The organism is Emticicia sp. 21SJ11W-3 (genome assembly GCF_024138715.1).
Taxonomy (GTDB): Bacteria; Bacteroidota; Bacteroidia; order Cytophagales; family Spirosomataceae; genus Emticicia; species Emticicia fluvialis.
Genome location: NZ_CP092074.1, coordinates 3,427,165 through 3,445,882, shown reverse-complemented (window position 1 = coordinate 3,445,882; position 18,718 = coordinate 3,427,165). Strand labels below are relative to the sequence as shown.

Genomic DNA, 18,718 nt, shown 5'->3' with positions numbered 1-18,718 from the left:
ATTATTTGACAGGTGTTGCCCTTAGCAGCACCACCCCATGATGCCTGATGGGGGTTTTAAAAGTACTACTGAAACGCCCCAGGTTTTTCTGCCGCCAGACGTCGCGAAGCTGATAGTTGCCGCTCAGGCCTATTTCAGCCAGATTGAGGGTGAAAACGGTGGGTTTTTCGTTACCCCAGTGAAAATAAGACTGCGGACTTTTGCCGAAGTCGGCGGTGTAAAAAAGGCCAATGGCAAAAGAGCCGTCTTCCAGTGGTTTTTTCCATATTTCAACGCCGTTTTTGTTGGCTATCAGCCGGGCAGCTTTGCCCAGTGGGTCCTGATTAATTTCTATCACTTCATCGTTCGATAGCAGATTAAGCGTGAAATCGTCCAGCTGTTCAATGGGGCAGCCAATCAGCAGCGGGGCAGCCAGCAGGCTGAACAAGCTCACGTGGCTGTATTGTTCGTCGGGTGTCAGGCGGGTATCGTGCATCTCAGAGCCAATGGCTACCTTGCCTACAATCATCATGTCGGGGTCTGCCCAATGGCCATGCCCGCTGTAGGGCGACCACTTGTCGAGCGAGAAAGAAGTCATATAAAGGCTTGTCCAGCTGTCTTTAATATCTGGCCCGGTGCGGTACATATTTGAGGTACGCACCCAATCTTTTACTTTGTCGAACGGGGCATTATTTGAAAGGCTGAAGACCACATCACGCCCCGACTTGTTGAGGGCATTGCGCATTCTTTCGGCAGAGTTTACGTCAATCCGCCAGTCATATTTCAGAAAATCTACCCCCCATGCTGCCATTTGCCGGGCATCGGCTTCTTCAAATCTGTATTTGGCAATGCGGTTAAATGACCGGCGGTTTACGATGATAGACTCATGGTTCTCGCCACCTTTCTCAAAGTCAGACGATGCCCCGGCGTATCCGCCATAGCTTGATATATATGGGGTTGAGTAGAGCCCGGCTTTCAGCCCCAATGAATGGATGTAGTCAAACAGGCCTTTCATGTCCGGAAACTTACTGTTCGGTTGCAAGGCCGATTCCGGGCCGCTGTGTTCACCCTGCCAGGCGTCGTCAATATTTATGTAGGTCCAGCCGTGGTCTTTCAGACCCGATTTCACCATCGCGTCAGCAGAGGCAATCACTTTTTCGCGGTCAATGTTAGCCTCCCACGAGTTCCAGCCATTCCAGCCAATGGGTGGGGTAAGTGCAATGGTATCGCCAATAACAATGGTTAAGTTACGGGTAGATACCCCCAGCGCATTACGTGCCGAAATGGTTGTCTGATAGGTTCCTTTTTGGGTTACTTTTCCGGTAATTATGCCTGTCTGGCGGTCAATGGTCAGCCCCTCAGGCAATGGGCTGGCTGCAAAACTGAGTGGTTTTTGGCCGGTAGCGGCAATGGTGTATAAAAACGGATTGCCGGGTGTTGCGCCAAATAATCTGGCTGAATTGATTCGCGGCTTAGCCGACGGCCTGGGAGTAAGTATATATTTTTCGCCTTGGGTTATTACGTGTTCCGGCGCATGTCCGGCTGCCATTTCCAGCCGGGCGTCTATCCAGTTGCAGTAAGTTCTTTTGTTGTTAATGCCACCAACGGGGTCGGTAACCAGCAATCCCAGTTGTTTGATACCCTGCAGATTTACCGAAACAGGCTGTGGGGTGTCTCCAATGCGTATGGGTTTGCTTTCAAACAGTACTTTGCCGTCGCCCAGTACATAAAAAGTCAGGGGCAGGTCTTTATTGCCCATGTCGTCGGCTCCAATTAAGGCCGTAAAACTGCGTGCGTGCCCATTCAATGCAAAGGCTAACACACAGGGCGACTGCGCACCAATACCGCGGCTGTATCTGCGGCCGTTGATGCGCAGCGTATCTCCCTGATAGTTTTTTTTGCCAACAGCAGGTCTGAGTCCTTCAGAGAATGATTGAATCGGCAGGTCGTCGAGCCAGATGGTTTGTATTTGCTGGGCAAAACCGGCGACGGACCATAATAGTGTAAAGGTTAAGGCGAAAAAATTTATTCTGAACATAGTAGGGGGTCGTTAGATTATTTTACGGGCGAAATTCTGAGCATTACCACTCCATGATGTTGAATAGTGCATGGATAAACCCCGCTGAAAACACCCAGGTTTTTCTGCCGCCATACGTCTCTCAACTGATAGCGGCCTTGTAACCCGAGTGCCTTCAGATCAAGGTTGTAATGAATAGCTTTTTCATCGTCCCATCTGAAATAAGACTGCGGTGTTTGCCCATAGTAGGCTATATTAAACAGCCCGATGGCATAAGAGCCGTCTGCCAGCGGTTTCACCCAGGTTTGCACGCCGTTTTCTTCTTTAACCAGCCGGGCGGGTTTTCCGGCAGGGTCCTGGTTTATTTCTATTACTTCATCATTAGTTAACAGATTCAGCGTGAAGGCATCGAGCTGTTCAATGGGGCAGCCAATCAGTAAAGGCGCCGAAAGCAGACTGAAAAGGCTCACGTGGCTGTATTGCTCGTCGGGTGTCAGACGGGTAGGGTGCAGGGCCGAACCCGTGGTTACATTCCCCAGTATCATCATGTCGGGGTCAAGCCAGTGGCCACGGCCGCCGTAGGGAGCCCATTTGTCGAGCGTAAAGGCTGAATGATACAGGCTAAGCCAGCTATCGCGGATGTCGGGGCCTGTTCTGAAACTGTTGGTGAGCCTTGCCCAGTCTTTGGCATAGGCAAAGGGGGCAGAGTTTGAAATACTGTACACAATATCCCGGCCGGAGTTTCTGAGTGCCACCGACATTTTTTCAGCAGCTTTTACGTCAATCCGCCAGTCATATTTCAGGTAATCAATGCCCCATTCGGCCATTTGCCGGGCGTCGTTCTCTTCAAAAGTATATTTGCCTATGTACCTGAACGCCCTTTTGTTGTTTTTGATGGAATCGGTTATGCGGCCGTGTGGGTAATCTGACGAGCCGCCAATGTACCCTGCATAACTGGTGATCATGGGTGTTGAATAGACGCCCACTTTCAGACCCAGCGAATGAATGTAATCAACCATTTTTCTGAACTCCGGAAACTTCTCATTAGGCTGAATGGCGTTTAATGCACCACCACGCTGCCCCTGCCAGGCGTCGTCAATGTTAATGTAGGTCCAGCCGTGCTGGTTCAGGCCCATTTTTACCATTGCATCGGCAGAGGCCTTCACTTTTTGCTGGTCAATGTTTTTTGCCCACGAGTTCCAGCCGTTCCAGCCGATAGGCGGGGTAAGCGCAATGGTATCGCCAATGGTAATGGTTAATTTCTTTTGGGCTTCTCCGAAGGCATTGCGGACTTTCAGGTTAGCTGTATAAGTGCCTTTCTGCATTACTTTACCGCTGATAATGCCCGTTTGGGTATCTACCGACAAACCTTTGGGCAGGTTTTGAACCGAGTACGTTACCGGTCTTTGGCCGGTGGCGGCAATGGTATATAAAAACGGATTACCTGGCCTTGCACCAAACACACCTGCAGAATTGATGCGCGGTTTTTTGTCTGGTTGTGGCGTAAGAATGTACCGCTGCTGCTGGTTGGGTATGGTAGCGGGTATAAAATTGTCTTTCATCACAAAAGCTGCATCGGCCCAGTTGGTAAAGGTGCGGTTTATATATATATCAACCAGCACCAGCAAACCCAGGCGTTGTATGCCTGCAAGGTTTACATTTACAGGCTTGGGGGCATCGCCCCAGCGCATTTCGCCGCTGTCAAAAAGTATCTGTTTGTCGCCAATTACGTAAAAACGATGCGGCAGATTTTTTATGCCCAGGTCGTCAACCCCAACCATGGCCGAAAATGAAGCGGCATGCCCTGCCAGCTGAAACGACAGCACACTTGTAGAGCTGACCCCCACACCATGCGAGAAGGTTTTACCGGCTATTTTCATCTGGTCGCCGGCGGCATTGGTTTTAGGTAAAACTGCCGGTATGCCCTCAGAATACGACTTAATGGGCAGGTCGTCGAGCCATAATGGCTTTGTATTTTGCGCAATTGTGCTAGTGGCAAGCATAGCGAGCCACACTAGCAGAGCTAATTTTCTGTTCATAAGCAAATGAGTTGAATGTATGGACTCAGGATAAACGGATGGTATGCTTAAAAGGCGTAAAGCCTGTCAGATAAACCGTTGGCGCATCCATTGCGGGTAATGCACCGCGCAACTGCACACCTTTGTGTTCGATCCGGCCTGAAGAAAAATGAATGGTATCTTTACCTGATGTATAAGAGCCGTTTTGCCCACCGAAAAGATAAGCATGCGGCTGTGACGCATGAGGCGTTACCCCCGTAAAAGTACCACCCGGCCTGAAAATGAGTTCGAGTGAAACCGGCACACCGTCTGTGCCGGTTATGTTTAAATCCACATCAACACCATTGTCAGTCGGGGTTATGGTTACAGTTGTGTTTAATTCCTGTATTTCGCTCTGTTTTCTGAGCGTGCGTGGCATTTTATCGAGGTCGCCATCGGGCGATATTTTATCTGTATCTAGGGGTTGGTAGTAGGGGCCTTCCAAATGCCGCTTCAGTACCCATTTGTTGCCGTTCTGCTCTATTTTTTCAGACTGAAACTGCCCTTTTCCGAAAAACGAAGCAGCCACACGCATAGCCTGCAACACAGCATTGCCTTTATGAAAAGTGAGCCAGCCGGGGTTGTTACTCAGCAAGGTGGTGTCCCAGTTTCCGTGGCGGATTCTTACTAAACCAGAGTACGGAAAAGCCTTTACATAATTAACCGGCAATGGGGTGTCTGGCGGCAAGGGCTGCCAGAGGGTGGGGTCTTCCAGAAAATAATCCAGATACCCGGCCAGTTCCTGGGGGGTGCTGGTTTGTTCAATCAGTCTGCACATGGCGGCCATCCGGCCGTTATTCTTATTTAGCGCCATGTATCGGTAACAGTAATAGTATTTAAACATATTACCGATGGTGCCTTTGTCCTGGCGGTTCGAGGCCTCAGTTACAACTTCTCCGTTAGGATGTACATAATAGAGGGTCATTTCCAGATTTTTCAGAACGGGTTCTAAAAGTTCCGGCTTACTGAGGCCCCTGGCCAGGGTAATCAACGAGCGGTCAACGATTGGGGAATAACTATTGGTGCTTTTCTCAGTATATTGGCCGTCGGGGTCAATATCTATGTGTTCAGCTAACCATTGGTCTATGCGGTTCAGGTAGCGTTTGTCCGGAAAAAGCGCATGCAGCCTTACTAAGGCAGCCGATACCACCCATCGGTGGTTGGGCGTATGTATGCCGCCTCTGATGAGGCCTTCTCCGGCGTTTTTTAGAAATGTCTGTATATAAGCCAGCGACTGCCCGGCGCCTTTGGTTTGTGATTTTTTCAGAAACTGCCAGGCCGGAATCATGTTTTCCAGAATAAAGGCGGTGTCGGGCGTTGAATGAAAATTAGTGGCCAGCAGGTCAATGGTGCCGTCGGTATGCTGAAACTTCAGCATGGCCGCGGCGGCGGCCTCTACTTCTTTCAGGGTATCTGCCGACTGATAATAAACTGACTCAGGGCAGGCCATAAGCATACAGGCTTTGGCAATAAAACTGCTGGTAGTGTGTGGGTTAGGTATCTCTACGTGGTCGGTGTAGCCACCAAAGTATCTATGGTTGGGGTCGGTTACTTTCAGCGCCCTGAAACCGGGTAGCTGTGCCTCATTTATTTTTATCCAATCCACAATCCAGGCGGGTTTCTGGTCAGGCACAGAGGCGCCTGCGCTCAGGTTCAGGAATGGTACTGAACAAACCGAGAGGATTCCGGTATTGACAAATGTTCTTCTGTTCATGATACTAAAAGAATAGGGTTAATGAAGTGCAACTGCCCGCATCAGAATTCTCTGATTTTGATACTTCTGAAATGCACTTCATCGCCGTGGTCCTGCAACAGGATATGCCCTGCATACGCCTGCGCAAAATTTTCGTAAGTGCTGTATTTACTTTTGGCTACCAGATTACGGAAAATCTGCGAATGGCGGTCGTATTCTACCATTTTCAGGTTATTGAGCCAGTGTTCAACATGGCCGTTTCTGGATACTATCCTTAGCTTGTTCCACTTACCCGGCGGATTGATACGTTTTTCTTTACTGCCTTCCGACAGGTTTTCGGCAGTAATGAGGTCATACAGGGAGGCCGTAGTTCTGTTTCCGTTTACACCTGCTTTGGCGTCAGGGTGTACATCATCGTCCAGAAGCTGAAACTCCGGCCCTAATCCTGTACCTGCTTTTCTTTTTGGGTCATTTACTACAAAATATTTCAATCCACTATTTGCTCCTTTGGTAAGCCGGAAGTCTAGCTCCAGCTCAAAATCTGAAAAAACCTGAATGGTTTCAATGTCTCCGCCCTTACGTACGCTGTCTTTTTTAGAGCCCAGCACTTTCAATACACCATCTTCCATAACCCAGCCCGCCGCCGGGAAACCACTGCCATTGGCAACTTGCCAGCCGTTGGCAGTTTTGCCGTCCCAAAGTAAACGCCAGCCTTTTCTTATTTCATTTTCAGTGAGCCTGTTGGGCAGGTAACTTACTTCGGGTGCTTCTTCGCCTTTAAAAACTACTTCATTCAGGTTATCTGTTGCTATTCTGATGTTCTTCCATTGTACTGTCAGGCCTTCCTGTTCGGGTCTTTTTATCTGATGTACCTGCAGGGCTATTAAACCGCGGGCGGTTTGGGCGTCAAGCACGTTGGCACAGGGTATGCCGTTTATCCAGGTCTTGATATTGGGCCCTATGGCCTCAATATGATAGCGGTTCCATTGCCCGTTTCTGAAAGCCACTCTTCCCTGCGGGTTGGCCGACATCGGATACAACCAGCCGTTGCGGGCTTCATCGTAAATACCGCCACTCCAGGCACGGGGGGCGGGGTCTATCTCTACCTGATACCCATGCACGCGGCCATTCATAACTGCGGGGTCGCTGATGCTGCGTATCTGAATACCCGAGTTAAGGCCGATGTCAACTTTTACATCCATTTCAAGCACAAAATCGGCATATAGTGTTTCGGTGCATAAAAAGGTGTTGGGTGTGTTGAGCCTCGAAACCCCGATAATGGTCTTGTTTTCAATTCTGTACTCGGCGTTTCCGTTGCGTTTTATCCAGCCTTTCAGGTCTGCGCCGTTAAAGAGGTCTTTCCATTGTGCATGAGTGGTAAAGCTGGCCAGCAGCATTGCCACAAATGCTGTTTTTATTAAATTATTCATAGTGTCAGGGTTAAATAGATGGCTATTGTGAGCGAGGCAGCCGAGGCCGCCTCACTCAAAGAATTACTGAATCAATAGCCCGGATTTTGCGCCATTTTAGGGAATGACAAGTCTATTTCAGACTGTGGTATTGGCCTAAGGTAATGTATATCGCTGATAGCCTGTCCCTTCACCCAGGGATTGTATTTTTTCACACGTTCTACCAGTTTACCTGTTCTTTTCAGGTCAAACCAGCGGTTGTATTCGCCCATTAGTTCACGCGCTCTTTCGTCCAGTATCAGGTCAACGCTGATGTTGGCCGCTGTGGCACGGTACGAAACAGCCGCCAGCGATTTCTGGTCTTCAGGTGCGGCGGCACATTTAGGGTCGGTGCCTTTTTTGGTACCCAGGGCGCGGTCAAGTACTTTGTTGTAGTAAACCTCTGCACCACCCAGTTTGCCACCTTTTGCACCTTTTACAATGGCTTCGGCGGCAATCAGATAGGCTTCAGCTGCTCTGAAAACAGCTTCGTTAAATGTACCGTAGGCGTCGCCGTAAGGAATACCCGGCTGCCAGAATTTCCACATCAGAGGGGCCTGAATGTTATAGCCTGAATTATCAATCGGGTAACCTCCACCATATTCGTAAGTATTCACTACGGCGTAGTTTTTGGTGCCGCCCAGGTCAACGCCTCTTTCAGCTGTCGACTTCGTAGGGTTGTTCCAGGGGCGGCATACCAGTACAGTATCGCCAACGGCGAAACTCACTTTCAGGTTTGGGTTACTTAAGGGCAATGGTTTGTAATCTTTAACCGCCGATAACGAATACCCCACACTTACAAAATTATGTGCGTAGCGGGTGTCGATATCCGGGTCAAACATGCGGTAAGCGGCAGTATTTACCTGGTGTATACCTACCGAGCGGTTGTAGTCTGTGGTACGGCCTTTGCTGCCAATGAAACCCTCTCCACTTGGGCCAAAGCGCGAGTGCAGGTCGTTTCCACCGGCGGCATCCTGTGTAAAGGCCGGGTCGGTTTTGTTGGTAAGTATATCTGAGTTATACTGCACGGCAAAAATTATCTCGGCGTTTTTGTCGTTCTGTGCACCTGTGTACTGAGTAAGGGGGTTATCGGATCTTTTTGGGAAAAGATCTTTATAACTGGAAGCCAGCGGATAGGTGTCAATAATCTTGTCGGCATATTGCAGCGCCATGTCAAAGTCGGCATTGGTGCCACCCAGCGCATTGTTGAAGTTCCAGCCGCGGGTAAGGTAAACACGTGCCAGTAAAAACTGGGCGGCGCCTTTGGTTATACGGCCATAGTTAGAGGCCGTAGCCGGTAGTTTGGCTTCGCAGTCAAGCAGGTCGGCAATTATTTGTTTGTACACTTCAGCCGAGGCCACCCGCGGGAAATTTTTCTGAGGCGTCGTGATTTCAGCCAGCGGCATGGGTATGTCTCCCCAATGTTGTACGGCATAGAAGAAACACAAGGCGCGGAGGAATTTTACCTCGGCCACGCGGGTATCTTTCAAAGCCTGTGCCATAGTGGTGATACCGTCGGCACGTGAGATAGCCGTATTGGTACGGGCAATTTCTGCATAAAGCAACTGCCATAGCGTTTGTACTTCCGGAATAGCGGCATTGAAACGGTTGTCGTACACATCAAGCAATACAGGCGGGGTTTCTTTGCCATTTACTGCTGAGGGGTTCCAGCCTGGCTGCGACGAGAAAATATCTGTGCCGTTGAGTACCAGTATGCGGTTCTGATGGATGTTTCTCAGCAGTGGGTAACAAGCCCTTACGAGGTCTTCAAACCCTGCTTCGGTTTTATAGTAAACATCGGTAGTAAGGGTAGTTTTAGGGTTTTCGTCAAGAAAAGAATCCTTACAACCGGCTGATACAAGCAATAAGCCTGCGGCGATTAAGAATTTTGATTTTGAATATATAGATTTCATTGTCTTTCGATTAATATAAATTAGAAACTAAGATTAACACCCAGGCTGAAAGTAACCGATGGTACGTCGTCCTGATAAATGGCTGAGTTGAATTCAGGGTCAAAACCGATAAACTTGGTAACAATAATCGGATTGGTTACCTGAGTATAAACCCGGGCATTGTAGAGTTTCCATTTTTCCATCAGATTACGAGGTACATTATAGCCCAGTGTGATGTCAGAGATTCTTAAGAAACTGGCATCCTGATAGTTGATTGCACTGCGGTATGGGTTTGCTACTGCAACCCCGAAATACGTGTTCGAAGGGTTTTCGCTGGTCCAGTAATCAAGGCCTGCCAGCTTGTTATATCGTTGTGCGTTAACCTCACCAAATGTACCTGAAAGGGTTTTGTTGTTGTATAGTGTACCGTTTCTGTAATAAGCAAAGAATGAGAAGTCGAAGTTTTTGTATTTAAAGCGGTTGGTCATACCCATCAGGAAGTTAGGCAGCTCTGAGCCCAGATACACACGGTCGTCTTTTCCTTCTGTCGACGATATGATGCCGTCGTTGTTCTGGTCAACTACACGTACCGAACCCGGCACCTGATTGTATTTGAGGGCAAGATCTTTATCAGCCAGTTGCCAGATGCCGTTAAACTTGTAGTCAAAGTTGGCTCTGATAGGGTAGCCCACAAAGAGGTTATTACCTTTGTCGGCCATTTGCCCGTTGCCGTAAAGTTCAAGCAGTTTGTTGTTGTTTTTGGTAAAGGTAAGGGTGGTGTTCCAGCTGAAATCGGTGGTGGCAATGTTTACGGTGTTCAGGAGTATCTCAATACCTTTGTTCTGGATTTTACCTACGTTAGATACCACCTGCGAGAAGCCTGACGTGGTTGGTATTTTCTGGCTCAGTATCAGATCCTGCGTTTTTCTGTCGTATAATTCTACCGTACCCGATATCCGGTTACCGAACAAACCGAAGTCAAGGCCCAGGTTCAGCTCTTTGCTGCGTTCCCAGCGCAGGTCTTTGTTGCCCAGGTTAGAAGGGGCAAAGCCATAGGCTGCAGTGCCGTCAAAATCGTAGCCGGTGTTGATCAGCCCCGCTTGTGTGCTGTAGGGCGCTACGGTTGAGTTACCTACCTCGCCATAGCTAAGGCGTAATTTCAGGTTTGACAAGGCCTTGATGTTTTGCATGAACGACTCGTCAATTACTCGCCATGCCAATGCAACAGATGGGAAAAACGCCCACTTGTTACCTGCTGCCAGCTGCGAGGCGCCGTCTGAACGGCCGGTGGCTGTAAACAGGTATTTGTCGCGGAAGGTGTAGTTGATACGCCCCATGTACGATGACAACGAACGCTCTACCAGAGAACTGCTGAATGCCGTAACGGTACCGGTGTTAAGGGCATACCAGTCTGAGTCATAAGGCAGGTCTTTGGCGGCAATGCTCGATGCTTCGTTACGCTGATAAAACGCACTCTGCAAACCTGTAAGGTTTATTTTGTGCTGGCCCAGGGTAAGGTTATAGTTAATGATGTTGTCTAAGGTATAGCTGCCGATAACGCGGTTGTCGAGCTGGGCTCTTGGTTTATTACCCGTCTGCGATTTTGACCACATACCGCGGAAGTCGCCAATCTGGGTAGTGCCGTAAGTAGATGATAACGACGACCGAATGCTAAGGCCTTTTACAGGTGTGTACTCAACATAGGCATTAGCCATGATGTTTGATACCCTGGTGCGTAGTTTAGACTGGTTAGGGTCTACGTCGCTCAAAGGGTTAGGTACCTGTTTATCGTTGATACCCATCCAGATAGCCAGTCCGTTTACGTTGATGTCCTGGTTTTCTGAGGGGTTAGTTAGGTCGCTGTAATAAGGTACGCCGGTAGGTCTGACGCGGTAAGCGCCTCTGAGTGACTCCTGCGAGCCCAGGTTCTGTACCGAAAAGGTGGCGTAAGAAGTAAATCCAACCTTGAAGCGCTCGCCAAGTTTGCTGTCAAGCCCTGCATTGAGGTTGTATCTTTTAAAATTGGTGCTAAGCACGTTGCCGTCTTCGTTCAGGAAACCGCCCGAAAACCGGTAGGTAGTTTTTTCATTACCGCCCGACACGCTCAGTGAGTGGTTGGTTTGTACGCCGGGGTCTGTAACCAGGTCTACCCAGTCAGTACTGCGGCCGTTTTTGATGTTGTCAAGCTCGAGAGAAGTAAATTTGGCTTCAGCTACTCCTTCCAGAATGCGGTCGGTGTAGGTAGCTTTATAAAACTGCTCGCTGTTCATGAGTTTGGGTAGGTGCGCCGGTACTTTTACACCCACGTAGCTGTCATAATTGACACGCGGCTTGCCCGATAACCCTTTTTTGGTAGTGATAATAACCACCCCGTTGGCTCCTCTGGCACCATAAATGGCGGTAGAGGAAGCATCTTTCAGTACGTCCATCGACTGAATGTCGTTCGGGTTCAGGTTATTGATATCGCCACCCATTAAACCATCTATTACAATTAGGGGTGCAGTAGAGTTATTAATAGTGTTTTCTCCTCTGATGGTTATGTTGTAAGAACTTCCCGGCCGGTTGTCTGATTTCGTAACGGTAGCGCCGGCCACCTGGCCTTGCAATGCTTTAGAAGCCAGCACCGGATTAGCCCTGATAATGTCTTTGGTCTGCATAGAAGCTACGGCGCCGGTAAGGTCGCTTTTTTTCTGTTCGCCATAGCCGATAACCACTACTTCGTCGAGCGATTTATCGTCAGGAAGCAGCTTTACATCAATGGCTGAGCGGTTACCGGTTACAATTTCCTGCGTTACATAACCCACATAACTGAACACCAGAATGGTGGTTTCGTTTGGGACATCCAGCTTATAAATGCCTTCTACGTCTGTTGTTACACCTTTGGTGGTGCCTTTAACCACTACGCTTACACCGGGTATACCTTCGCCTTTTTCGTCGGTTACTTTACCCGTTACTATTCTGAGTGGTTTTTCTTCTTCAACTACTGGCCCGGCTACTATTACTTCGGGCTCTTTCAGCAGGCTTGCTACTTCTTTGTAGAGCATTATCTGCTTGCCTTTTACTTCATAAGATATCTGTAATGGCTTGCAGATTTTAGCCAGTACAGATTTAAGCGTTTCGTTGCGGGCTTCAAATGAGACTTTCTGGCCAATGTTAATTTCGCGCGGATTATACACAAACTTTACGCTGGCACTTTGTTCAATAAAACTCAGCATGGCCTTCAGGTTGTCGTTATTGGCCCTGATGCTGATACGCTGCTCTAGCACTTCCTGCCCATTAGCGGTGTGTGCGTATGAAATACCCAGTCCGATAAGGCTAAACAAAACTTGTATAAATGAAACCCTCATAAGTTTCTTTAAAAAAAAGGGGGAGAAATATTCTTTCATCAGAACGAGATAAAATTTAGGGTTAAAATGTTTTTTATCAAAGAATTAATTGGAATAATTATTTTCCACAGCAAAATCAGGCAGCATTAGCAACTGTTGCCTGCCGGTATCATTGATAAAACGCGGGTTGTTGTAGGTTCAGAGACCCCAAAAGTGTAGAAAGCAGATTGTAAAAGTCCATCCATAGATAAATGTAATTGTGGTTTTATCTATGGATGGCAGAACCTGTATGCAGATACTTGTTATTATGAAAATTTTTTGTGAAATAATGCAAATTATTTCACGCTAGCATCCGTTGCTATGTATAACTATCTGAGCATCAACTATTTCGTAGCTTGAGTGTGTAACCTTGCAAATGATATTTAATTTTTCGTACAACGACTCCTCTGTGAAGGTGGCGGTAAGGTAGCAGTTCTTCATGTTTTTTTCGTCATAAATAATCTGTATACCATAGGCGCGCTCCATCTGGCTGAAAACCTTTGATATCGGGGCCTCATCAAATATAAAGTTCTCGGGTGTTTTGGCTACCAGAATTTCAGGCTGCCTGCTGATTGATTTAAGCAGGCGCGCTTCGTTAACGGTGTACTCTATAGACTGGTTGGGCGTAAGTATAATACCGGCCATTTCGTTATTCTGCAGGCGTTTGGCTTTCTGCAGGTCTTCATAGCGGTAAACCGACACCCTGCCTGTACGTACTTCTACTTTTACATTCTTTTCGTTTTCAAAGGCTTTTACCATAAAACTGGTACCCAGCACCTGGGTAGATATATGATTGGTGTACACCCAGAATGGCCGTTTAGGATTTTTGGCAATATTAAAAAACGCCTGGCCCTCCAGATACACCTCGCGGGTTTCCGGCGAGAAATGAATCGGGTATCTGATTTTACTTTTCGGATACAGCGTTATCACGCTGCTGTCTTGCAGGGTGATGGTCTGAGTCTGGTTTTCGGTGTTTTCAGTTTCTATGTAATCTGCCGTAAGGTTAGGCGATATGGTCTCAAAAAAAGCCAGTTTCTCTTTTTCGGTATACAGCTTAAATGCCAACATACCTGCCCCTGCTATAATGGCCAGGGTGGCGGCAATTCTGAAAAAGGGTTTTTGCCAGAAGCTGATTGTGCTGTTGTTGGCCGGGTTCAGAATCTGTTGCGTAATGGCGTCCAGCTCCTGGTCTGTCAGGGCCGGGGCTTTTTCCTGCAAAGCCAGTAAAAGTGCGCGCGCGGTTTCTATTTTACCAGCCGAAGCCGGGTTCTGCGAAATCCATTCGTTCCAGTACAGCTCGGTTGGGGGGTCTGGGTTCAATACCCAGTTTCGGAACGACTCATCATGGCAGAAGTCTTCCGGGTTAAAGTTTTTATAGTCTGAATTCATCAGTAATAAGGTATATAAAGTAGGATGCCAACGGCAGTTAGTAAATACTGTATTTATAGAGTTTTTTTTATAAGATAAATCGCATTAGCAACAGATAGCTGATTGACAGGCCTCCCCAGTTTTCTCTGATGGCGCTAAATGCCACCTGCAAGAGGTTAGAGACCGACTGCGAGTTGATGCCCATTATCTGCGCTATTTCGTCGCGTTCCAGATTCTGGTAATATTTCAGGTAAATTACTTCGCGCTGCCGTTTGGGCAGGGTGTTGAGCATAGCCGATATTTTCTTTACGTTTTCCTGCGTGCGCTCTTCTTCAATAATGGCCAACTCGGGCGAAAACTCAGCAAAGCTGATGTCGTTTTCAACGTTTTCCAGATTATTGTCGTGGTCTATTTTCTGGCGGACACTCTCGCGGAGTATTCTTTTACGAACCGAAGTAAGCAGGTAGGCTTTTACGCTGTCGGGCTGGGCAATGGTGCTGCGGCGGGTCCAGATCTCAACAAAAACTTCCTGCACACAGTCTTTCACAAAGTCTTCGTTTCTGATAAACTTGTAGCCGTAGTTTTGCAGCAGATTAAAATATTTTTTTATGAGTTTGCCCAGCGCTGATTCGTTGCCATTCTTTAGCTGTTGCCAAAGTTGAGAATCATTAGGGGTGTTAACGTTCATTACCTGGGAGTCCATTTTTTCCTTGCCTGTCGATGTTAAAACCTGCTCTGTGCCAATAAAAACTTTTACGGAGATTGCCGCCCTAAGCTAAGCAGAATCAAAATTATTAAAATCCTGATTAATTCGGGAAGGTAGCTAAAAATACTTGTTATATTTTGTATTTAATTAATAAAAAATAGGACACCTGACCCCGCTGCCCTATGGTAAGTGGCCTTAATCTGCAATGTGGCCTGCTGTTTTGCCTGTCTGCCATGCTACGTATATGCTTCTGAAAAACGCCTGATTGTAACGCCGGCAGCGCCTCAAATAAAAATTATATTTTTTGTAACCTTTATGATTTTGAAAAGTTTACCTGCCGGAATAGGGGTGATTCCGGCAACTACGAAAAATTTCGTAATATTTTTTGGCAGGTGAAAAAAATCAGATATATTTGCTACGAAATTGTTCGTAGGTAAAGACTTCCAAACTAAGTTTCTTGTTGTTAAAAACAGATTAGTTGGTTTTGGTAACAGTTTTGCCCCTTAACTTTTAACTGTTGGTTTAACCAGTTAGTTTTATGTTGATTTACCGCGACGGGCAATTCAGCCATTTTGCGAAAGCAGGCTGGCAATTACAAAATTATTGAAAAGCACTTTAAAAAAATTATGAAAAATCTATTACTCGTATTACTCCTTGTGAGTATGGCGCAGCTTGCGCGTGCTCAAAACAACTTGTATGCTATTAAAGGTCAGGTAAAAAATCAGCAGAACGAAGTGGTTTCTTTTGCTACCATTGCGGTACACGCCGCAGGCGATTCTTCACTGGCCAAGGCCGACATAGCCGACGAAAACGGAGGCTTTAAAATAGGTAATCTGAAAGCCGGCAGGTATTTCATTAAAATAAGTGCAGTAGGATTCAATCCGTTCCGGTCGCCGGTTTTTGAACTCGTAGACCGCGACATCGAGTTTCAGCCCTTTACGGTATTGGCCGATACCAGGCAGCTGAGCGAAGTAAAGGTGGTAGCGGCCAAACCACTGATAGAGGTGCAGAACGACAAAATTGTTTTTAATGTTGAAGCCAGCATTAATTCTACGGGTTTAAATGCACTTGAGCTATTGCAGAAGTCGCCCGGTGTGCAGGTAGACAAAGACGAAAACGTACTGGTGAAGGGCAAAGCCGGGGTACGCATTTTTATTGACGGGCGGCCGTCGCCCATGAGTGGCAAAGACCTGGCATCAACCCTGAAAAGCATGAACTCGGCCGACATTGAAGCCATTGAGGTTATCACCAACCCGTCGGCCAAATATGATGCCGCCGGAGACCTGGGTATTATCAACATCCGCCTGAAAAAGAACAAAAAGATTGGTACCAACGGTAATCTGAGCCTGGGGGGTATGTTTGGTATTACGCCTAAATACAACGGCTCGGTTAACCTGAACCACCGCGATAAAAAAGTGAATATCTTTGGTAATTACGGTTATAATCAAGGGGCATGGCATAACCGCACGCTCGACGACCAGATACTGAACAACATTGCCTATAACAAAACCTGGCGCGGTATCTGGCGCGACACCTCTCATAATGCCAAAGTGGGCCTGGATTATTTCATTAATTCAAAAAACACCATTGGCTTTAATGTGAACGGACGCGTGAGCAACCACAACGGCGGTGGCGAAAGCCAGACCCTGATCGGTAAAAGATACAGCGCCGTGCCGGATTCGGCCATTCTGGATTCGCGGACGTCGAACCCCGAGAAAAACAAAAACCTGAACGTAAATCTGAACTACCGTTATGCCGATACCACAGGCCGCGAACTGAACATAGATGCCGACTACGGGATTTTTACGTCACGGGGGATTAGCTACCAGCCCAATACCTACGAGTTCCCAAATTCTGACAGGCCGTCTTTCAGCCGCAATTTTGTAACTAAAACGCCGGTTGATATCACAATTAAATCAATCAAGGCCGATTATGAGCAGCCCCTGAAAAAAGGTAAACTAGGGTATGGCGTGAAGCTGTCAGACGTGAAGTCAGACAATACCTTCGATTTCTTCAATGTGCTGAATGATGCCGAAGTGCGGGACATAGAACGAAGCAACAACTTTGTTTATACCGAGCGCGTTTATGCAGCGTATGCCAATTATAATGTTTCGCTGAACAAAAAATGGGATTTACAGCTGGGTTTGCGCGCCGAACGCACCAAATCATTAGGAAAACTGACCAGCTATAAACAGAATGACCTTGATAAGGTGGATACAACGTACCTGAACGTTTTTCCGAGTGGGGCCATTTCTTACAAGCTGTCAGATAACCACAACCTGAATCTGAATTACAGCCGCCGTATTAACCGCCCGAGTTACCAGAACCTGAACCCGTTTGAATACCGGGTAGATGAACTGGTGTATTCTAAAGGTAACCCTTTTCTGCGCCCTGAATATGCCAACAACTTTAAGCTGACACACGTGTATAAGGGCAAGCTGACAACTTCGGTGGGTTACTGGCGTACGCGCTTTCCGGCGGTGGGTTTACGTATGCCTTATGATGCCAGCCGCACTTACTTTATTGAGCGAAATCTGGACTACACCCAGGGTTTCAGCCTTGATATGAGCCTGGCCACTGATATAACCAAATGGTGGAATGTTTATGTAAATGTAAGCGGATATACGAATGTATGGCGCGGAGATCTGGAAAACGGGTTGTCGTTCAACAACCGTACCCTTGCCGCCAATGCCAATGCGCAAAGCACATTTAAGCTGAAAAAAAACTGGACCATAGAGTTATCGGGCTGGTATAATTCGCCTTACCGCCGGATTGACTATAACCGCGCCATGGGTACTGTGGATGCCGGGGTGCAGAAGAAATTTATGAAGGACAATGCCACGCTGAAAGTTAGCTTTACTGATGTTTTCCATACGGGTAGGGGAGGGTATCACTCTGATTATGCCGGAGTGTACACCAATCTGCGGTTCAAGTGGGAGTCGCAGCAGCTCAGGGTTAATTTCACCTATCGTTTTGGTAGCAATGAAATAAAAGCAGCCAGAAACCGCCGTAACGGTTCGGAAGACGAGCTGAACCGCATTAAAGGCGGTTGATAAAATTTTAAACCAAAGAAAACCACAAAGGCCGGATTCAACCCAATGTTGTTTCCGGCCTTTGTGGGTATGATACTATTAGCCAGTAGTATAAGGCTATTTTGAATGCAATTATATTCAGGAAAAAATTTATTTGTACGGAAAATATACGTACATTTGTTGAGCTGACCATATCAAGTTAAAAACTCCTTTTAATTGGGTAAGTCGGTTGCAACATTCTAAATAAATTGAATATGGGTACTTCAGTTAATGACAGATTAGATGTTCGGATAAGTAAAGAACAGAAGGAACTGATAAAGTATGCATCAGAGCTGAGCGGATTTAAAAGTCTGACAGAATTTGTGATTTTTTGTATAAACAAAGAGGCAGTTAAAATTATTGACGAAAATAACCACGTACTGAAGAGTATTGAAGATAAGAAGGTGTTTTTAGAAACATTAATGAACCATCCTTCGCCTAACAACAACCTTCAAAAAGCACGCATGAACTACGAAAAATTTGCTGAACTAGATGGAGCTGAAAATACAGATACTCGAAAAACAGTGCGACAAAAGTAACTTTAACTGTGGATACGAACTTTTAGATAATTATTTAAAACGACAGGCAAAACAGGATGTTGGCAGAGATTTGTCTGCCTGTTTTGTTTTGGTCGACAATGCTTTAATTGTAAAGGGATATTATACACTTTCGGCAAATGCTATTAAAAAGAGCGACTTTCCGGATTATTTGCAGAAGAAGTGGCCACCGAATTATCAAGATATACCCACCGTGCTGTTAGGCCGTTTAGCCGTTGATATTTCTATAAAGGGTAAAGGTTATGGAGAAATTCTGCTAATTGATGCTTTGAAAAGGTGTTTTGATATTTCAGAAACTGTGGGAACATTGGCCATTGTGGTTGACCCCATTGATGACATTGCCAGGAACTTCTACTTAAGGTATGGATTTATTCTTTTGCCAACGTCGGGCAAAATGTTTTTGCCAATGAAAACCATCAGAGAATTATTTGCTTAGGCAGGCATGGGTTAATGGGTGCAGGGCTGGCAGGTTATTAATTGCTGGCAGCAAAATAGGGCAGGCACAAAAAAAGGGCAAAGCCCCCCTGAAACCACATCCTGCCACACCGGGGAGCCCCGCCTGAAA

11 protein-coding genes are annotated in these 18,718 nt (G+C 46.9%); 3 read left to right on the top strand and 8 right to left on the bottom strand.

Annotation, left to right across the window (positions count from 1 at the left end; all coding sequences use genetic code 11):
- Position 1 precedes the first annotated feature (1 nt).
- The 8 genes from MB380_RS14640 to MB380_RS14605 all read right to left on the bottom strand — a co-directional run bounded on the left by MB380_RS14640 (position 2) and on the right by MB380_RS14605 (position 14,507).
- Positions 2 to 2,017, bottom strand: a complete 2,016-nt coding sequence (locus tag MB380_RS14640) for an NPCBM/NEW2 domain-containing protein (protein ID WP_253525663.1) — start codon at positions 2,015 to 2,017, stop codon at positions 2 to 4.
- Between the two features lie 17 nt (positions 2,018 to 2,034).
- Positions 2,035 to 4,035, bottom strand: a complete 2,001-nt coding sequence (locus tag MB380_RS14635; RefSeq protein WP_253525661.1) for an NPCBM/NEW2 domain-containing protein — start codon at positions 4,033 to 4,035, stop codon at positions 2,035 to 2,037.
- A gap of 25 nt (positions 4,036 to 4,060) precedes the next feature.
- Positions 4,061 to 5,767 carry a hypothetical protein gene (locus tag MB380_RS14630; protein ID WP_253525658.1) on the bottom strand — a complete coding sequence of 569 codons (1,707 nt, stop codon included), beginning with the start codon at positions 5,765 to 5,767 and terminating at the stop codon, positions 4,061 to 4,063.
- Between the two features lie 41 nt (positions 5,768 to 5,808).
- Entirely contained in the window at positions 5,809 to 7,176 is a 1,368-nt protein-coding gene (locus MB380_RS14625) for a DUF1080 domain-containing protein (protein WP_253525639.1), read from the bottom strand.
- Between the two features lie 71 nt (positions 7,177 to 7,247).
- Positions 7,248 to 9,107, bottom strand: coding sequence for a RagB/SusD family nutrient uptake outer membrane protein (locus MB380_RS14620; RefSeq protein ID WP_253525636.1), 1,860 nt, complete (start codon positions 9,105 to 9,107; stop codon positions 7,248 to 7,250).
- A gap of 20 nt (positions 9,108 to 9,127) precedes the next feature.
- Positions 9,128 to 12,433, bottom strand: coding sequence for a TonB-dependent receptor (locus MB380_RS14615; protein WP_253525633.1), 3,306 nt, complete (start codon positions 12,431 to 12,433; stop codon positions 9,128 to 9,130).
- Positions 12,434 to 12,757: 324 nt separating this feature from the next.
- The gene (locus MB380_RS14610) at positions 12,758 to 13,840 is read right to left on the bottom strand and encodes a FecR family protein (RefSeq protein ID WP_253525630.1); all 1,083 of its coding nucleotides are present in this window, start codon (positions 13,838 to 13,840) and stop codon (positions 12,758 to 12,760) included.
- Positions 13,841 to 13,907: 67 nt separating this feature from the next.
- On the bottom strand, positions 13,908 to 14,507 hold the full coding sequence (locus MB380_RS14605; protein ID WP_253525611.1) for an RNA polymerase sigma factor: 600 nt from the start codon (positions 14,505 to 14,507) through the stop codon (positions 13,908 to 13,910).
- A gap of 644 nt (positions 14,508 to 15,151) precedes the next feature.
- Here MB380_RS14605 and MB380_RS14600 point away from each other — a divergent pair.
- From MB380_RS14600 to MB380_RS14590, 3 genes are all read left to right on the top strand, one after another.
- Positions 15,152 to 17,578 (top strand): TonB-dependent receptor, encoded by a 2,427-nt coding sequence (locus MB380_RS14600; protein WP_253525593.1) that lies wholly within the window; start codon positions 15,152 to 15,154, stop codon positions 17,576 to 17,578.
- Positions 17,579 to 17,811: 233 nt separating this feature from the next.
- The gene (locus MB380_RS14595; RefSeq protein WP_101726353.1) at positions 17,812 to 18,135 is read left to right on the top strand and encodes a DUF1778 domain-containing protein; all 324 of its coding nucleotides are present in this window, start codon (positions 17,812 to 17,814) and stop codon (positions 18,133 to 18,135) included.
- On the top strand, positions 18,089 to 18,589 hold the full coding sequence (locus tag MB380_RS14590) for a GNAT family N-acetyltransferase (protein WP_253525590.1): 501 nt from the start codon (positions 18,089 to 18,091) through the stop codon (positions 18,587 to 18,589). Before MB380_RS14595 ends, MB380_RS14590 begins: the two co-directional genes overlap by 47 nt.
- Positions 18,590 to 18,718: the final 129 nt, after the last annotated feature.

Coding starts and splice junctions, on each gene's coding strand:
- MB380_RS14630 (WP_253525658.1), bottom strand. CDS start 5,767: ATGAACAGAAGAACATTTGTCAATACCGGAATCCTCTCGGTTTGTTCA.
- MB380_RS14615 (WP_253525633.1), bottom strand. CDS start 12,433: ATGAGGGTTTCATTTATACAAGTTTTGTTTAGCCTTATCGGACTGGGT.
- MB380_RS14600 (WP_253525593.1), top strand. CDS start 15,152: ATGAAAAATCTATTACTCGTATTACTCCTTGTGAGTATGGCGCAGCTT.
- MB380_RS14620 (WP_253525636.1), bottom strand. CDS start 9,107: ATGAAATCTATATATTCAAAATCAAAATTCTTAATCGCCGCAGGCTTA.
- MB380_RS14610 (WP_253525630.1), bottom strand. CDS start 13,840: ATGAATTCAGACTATAAAAACTTTAACCCGGAAGACTTCTGCCATGAT.
- MB380_RS14590 (WP_253525590.1), top strand. CDS start 18,089: ATGGAGCTGAAAATACAGATACTCGAAAAACAGTGCGACAAAAGTAAC.
- MB380_RS14635 (WP_253525661.1), bottom strand. CDS start 4,035: ATGAACAGAAAATTAGCTCTGCTAGTGTGGCTCGCTATGCTTGCCACT.
- MB380_RS14625 (WP_253525639.1), bottom strand. CDS start 7,176: ATGAATAATTTAATAAAAACAGCATTTGTGGCAATGCTGCTGGCCAGC.
- MB380_RS14605 (WP_253525611.1), bottom strand. CDS start 14,507: ATGAACGTTAACACCCCTAATGATTCTCAACTTTGGCAACAGCTAAAG.
- MB380_RS14595 (WP_101726353.1), top strand. CDS start 17,812: ATGGGTACTTCAGTTAATGACAGATTAGATGTTCGGATAAGTAAAGAA.
- MB380_RS14640 (WP_253525663.1), bottom strand. CDS start 2,017: ATGTTCAGAATAAATTTTTTCGCCTTAACCTTTACACTATTATGGTCC.